This is a genomic window from Asaia sp. W19, from assembly GCF_003994335.1.
Taxonomy (GTDB): Bacteria; Pseudomonadota; Alphaproteobacteria; order Acetobacterales; family Acetobacteraceae; genus Asaia.
This window is the reverse complement of record NZ_PNQZ01000044.1, coordinates 1-4,210: the sequence shown is the minus strand read 5'-3', so window position 1 is coordinate 4,210 and position 4,210 is coordinate 1. Positions and strand designations below refer to the sequence as shown.

The 4,210-nt window shown below is 56.7% G+C and carries 2 protein-coding genes and 1 tRNA gene; 2 read left to right on the top strand and 1 reads right to left on the bottom strand.

What is annotated here, in order from left to right; all coding sequences use genetic code 11:
- Window positions 1-547: 547 nt before the first annotated feature.
- Both C0V97_RS09030 and C0V97_RS09025 read left to right on the top strand, forming a co-directional pair.
- Window positions 548-1,219, top strand: coding sequence for a DUF421 domain-containing protein (locus C0V97_RS09030; protein ID WP_127102294.1), 672 nt, complete (start codon window positions 548-550; stop codon window positions 1,217-1,219).
- Window positions 1,220-1,357: 138 nt separating this feature from the next.
- Entirely contained in the window at window positions 1,358-3,523 is a 2,166-nt protein-coding gene (locus C0V97_RS09025; protein ID WP_127102293.1) for a TonB-dependent siderophore receptor, read from the top strand.
- A 547-nt stretch (window positions 3,524-4,070) separates the two neighbouring features.
- Here C0V97_RS09025 and C0V97_RS09020 read toward each other — a convergent pair.
- Window positions 4,071-4,147, bottom strand: a tRNA-Met gene (locus C0V97_RS09020).
- Window positions 4,148-4,210 lie beyond the last annotated feature (63 nt).

Sequence of the window (4,210 nt, the reverse complement as noted above, 5' to 3'; positions counted from 1 at the left end):
CGCCACGACGCAATCCGCCCCTGAGCGCGGCATCCACCGGCGGAAGCCCCATTTCCAGGTAAAGCGCGGCAAAATTCTTCTGATAACGCTGCTCTATCCGTGCCACGCTGTCGCGCAGCAAAGCCATGCCTGCCTTGTTCTTCATGACTGGAGCCTCCTTTCGATTCTGGCCGTATCATACGAACAAAACAGGAACAACCATCTTGGTTGCATGGCATCGGGACGCGGTATCGTGAGGCGCCGCCAAGACGCCTCCGGTTGTTTTTCAGAATCAGACAGTTGGATGCCCTTATGTCAGGCGGGATGCTTTCGAACTGTCAGCCACTTTTTTCAGGAAGCGTTGAAATCGCAACGTGCCCTGGCGCGCCTTAAGGCAATTCTGCCCCTGACCGCGACGCGCAAGGCAGAACACATACGCACCGGAGTCCCGCCAGATGCCCCTGCCTCGCTCAGGTCAGGAGGGAGGAAAGGCGTCCGATCCCAAGCAACCTCTCCCCCATAGAGGGGTTGATCCTTCAAAGAGGCAGAAAACAAGGACAGGAAACGCGTGATCACCCTCTATCTCTGGGTTATTCTCAAGCTGGTGATCGGCTTTTCGCTGATCATTTCCTATCTGAACATCACAGGACGCAACCAGATTGCCATGATGTCGGCGGTCGATCTGGTCGGCAATTTCATTCTGGGCGGGGTCGTGGGGGGCATTCTCTATAACGACAAGCTACCCATCCTGCATTACATCGCCCTGCTGATCCTGTGCATCCTGCTCATGGCGCTATTCAATTACCTCTCGCGCAAGATCCCCGATCTGCGCAAACGCACCATTGGCGAGCCGATCACCCTCATTCGAGACGGACGCTTCCTGATCGAGAATTTCGAGGAAAATGCGAGCCGCATCGATCTCAAGGATGTGGCGACCGCGCTGCGCATGCAAAACATCTTCAGCTTCGACAATATCGATTTCGCCCAGATCGAAACGACAGGCCATGTCAGCGTGATCATGAAAGACGACGCCAAGAAACCGTCACGCTTTCTGGTGCATCGCGGCGATATTCTGGAGGAGGAACTCAAGAGCCTCGGACGCGACGAAACATGGCTCAGAGGGGAATTGCGGGCGCTCGGCCTGCAGAAACTCGAAGAGGTTTTTCTGGCGGAATGGGTTGGGGACCACATGCTCGTCGTCCTGATGGATGGCACAACCCATAGCCGGATTTCACCCTGAGAACCTGCTGGCGCAAGCCATCCCTGTGGCTGCGCCTGTTTTCGTTGACAGCACGGAAGGGAGTGCCTATTCAGCCCTGAATTGCAAATGACATTCGTTCTCAATTGAGAAAATGTCCCTGCCTCTTTCCGGACCCTGATGACCCGCTCCTTTCGTAGCCTGCTCTGCCTCTCCTCCATCATTGCCTTCTCGCATCATTACACAATGCGGGCAGTGGCCCAGACGCTTCCTCCAGCCGGGAGGAAACCGGCCTCTCCGTCTGTGCCCCATCAGCAAGACCGACATGAAATCATCCGGGTCAAGGCACAACGTGCGGCCTTTCTCCCCCATGCCAGCAGTGCGGCGACAAAAACCAGTACGCCGCTCGATCTGACACCCCAGGCCATAACAGTCATTACACAGGAGCGCATGAATACCCTCAATGCACGCTCGCTGTCAGAGGCCATACGCTATACGGCAGGTGTTTCCGATTACGGCTCCAAGGACGATCCACGCGGCTATTTCGGCACGATCCGCGGTTTTTCGCCAGACATCTATCTGGATGGCACCCGTACGCCTGATGCCAGCACCTCTCAATCCTTCAGCATCGAACCCTGGGGACTGGAAGAAATGGACGTGCTGCGTGGCGCGTCCTCAGCACTGTATGGCTCGGGTCAACTTGGCGGGCTGATCAATGCCGTCAGCAAACGGCCACGCGCGGATCAGACCAACGAGCTGGCCCTTCAGACAGGCTCCTATGGACGTATTCAGGGCGCAGCCGATCTGGGAGGCGCCCTGAGCGCCAGCAAATCCGTGCTCTGGCGCTTGAACGGTCTGATCCGCAAATCCGATACCTATGCCAGGAACATCAAGAATAACGAGATCTATGTCGCGCCCAGTCTGAGCTGGAGGCCCGATGACAAGACGGTGTTGACGCTGATCAGTTCTTTCGAGCAGCTCGATGCCGGATCAACCGCACAATTCCTGCCGGCAATCGGCACGGTTCTCCCGTCGCGCTATGGCCAGTTACCGCGCAATTTCCTGAGCAGCGATGCCGATTACGACGTTTATTCCAAGCGTCAGGCTGCAATAGGCTATGCGATCACCCGCCACCTCCTGCCCAACTGGACGCTCACACAAAACATGCGTTACGCGCATCTGGACGTGGAATACCGCTTTGTGACCACGGCCTCGCTTTCTGCCGACCAGAAAAGCCTGAACCGTACCGCCCTGCGTCAGGAAGGCAATTATAACAATGTCACACTCGATACGCGCTCCGATCTGGCGTTCCATACCGGTGGCATTCGTCATGAATTGCTGAATGGTGTGGATTTCAGAAGCGATTTTCTAGCCAATCGGCGGGGGCAGCGCGCAGCACCGGCACTCTCCCTGTATGCCCCCGTCTATCGGGCGATTACCTGGCCCAGCTACGGCACCTATTCCAGCACCAATGAGACAGAGACCGATACCGGGCTGTACATCCAGGATCAGGCCAATTGGAAGCGCTGGTATCTGACCCTTTCAGGGCGTGGCGATTTCACCGAGAGTCTGACCGTCGATAATCTGGGCAAGGGTCGGACACCCCAGTCCAATAACGCCTTCACCGGGCGTGTCGGCCTGCTCTATGCCTCAACGATCGGGCTCAACCCCTATGTCTCCTACGCGACCTCATTCCAGCCGCAGGTCGGTACGACCTTCGACAACACGCCCTTCATCCCCACGACCGGAAAACAGATTGAGGTTGGGCTCAAATACCATCCTGTGCATGCCCTGCACTGGGTCGAAAATTTCATGCTTACAGCTGATCTGTTCAATCTGGTCCAGAATAATGTCCTGACCGCAGATCCGAATAATACCGCTTTCAGCGTTCAGACAGGCCAGCAGCGTACGCGTGGTTTCGAGTTCGAAGGGATGGGGCGTCTGCCCTATCGGCTCGATTTCGTTGCGAGTTTCACCTATCAGGATCCGCGTATCACAAAGTCCAATACGGCGACCCAGGTTGGACAGCGCCCGGTTGCCATCCCTTCCCATATGGCCTCGCTATTCCTCAAGCGCGACTTTGCCCTGACGCAGAAAATCCAGGCCGGGCTCGGGTCAGGAATGCGCTACACAGGCAATACGGCAGGCTCGCTGCCTCTCACTTTCTCGGTTCCGTCGCAACTCGTCTGGGATCTGCAGGCCCATCTGGACTACGGACGCTCGCGCATCCAGTTCAATGGCACCAATATTGCCAATCGCAAATATGTAGCGACATGTACCCGCAATGTCGCCTGTGCCTGGGCTCCCGGGCGCGCGGTCTTCATCACACTCTCTCAGCGCTGGTAAGAGGGACGCTGAGGTTAGAAGAACAATGCTGCGTTTTTGCTTGCTGGATCTAGCGCAGCCTTCTTCCTCACATCCTGGCGTAATGTGACGCAGGCCTCTCATATCGCGAGGTGCGTGACAGGTTCCCTCGAGATCAGGCGAACAGGTCTCTTATCCGCAGCGCGAATATGGGTCTCTCCTGCATCCGACACGCTCATACGGCTTCGTTATGTCGAGTATTGTGGCGCGCTTCCCACCTTGCGCCAGTCAGAAAGCTGGTTCCCATCTTTCTGAGATCCATATTGCCTAAGGCATTGCATGACCTAATGGACGCCTGAACATACATCGAGCCTGTGGCGGTTCCGTGCCTGAGCGGCGCACTCCTGACGTGTTTCTCTTTTTTTTGCCGTGTCTTAGCCCTGATCCAGGCAGGGGTGGGGATGTATTTGGAAGGATATTCCCCAACTCGCCCACTACAGGGCGTGTTTATTCGCCGCTGTGCACGTTCTATGTGCTGGGCGAGCGTGTTGATGCGCTGATTGCGGCAGTCTGTGTATGTGTGGGGATTTGGTTGCGGGGGCAGGATTTGAACCTGCGGCCTTCAGGTTATGAGCCTGACGAGCTACCGGGCTGCTCCACCCCGCGAGGGTGGTGGGGTGTTTTGTGGGGTGGATCAGGGGACCTGGCGGCGACCGACTTTTCCGCATC

Excerpts from the sequence above, each read along its gene's own strand:
- C0V97_RS09025 (WP_127102293.1), top strand. The coding sequence starts at position 1,358 with ATGACCCGCTCCTTTCGTAGCCTGCTCTGCCTCTCCTCCATCATTGCC.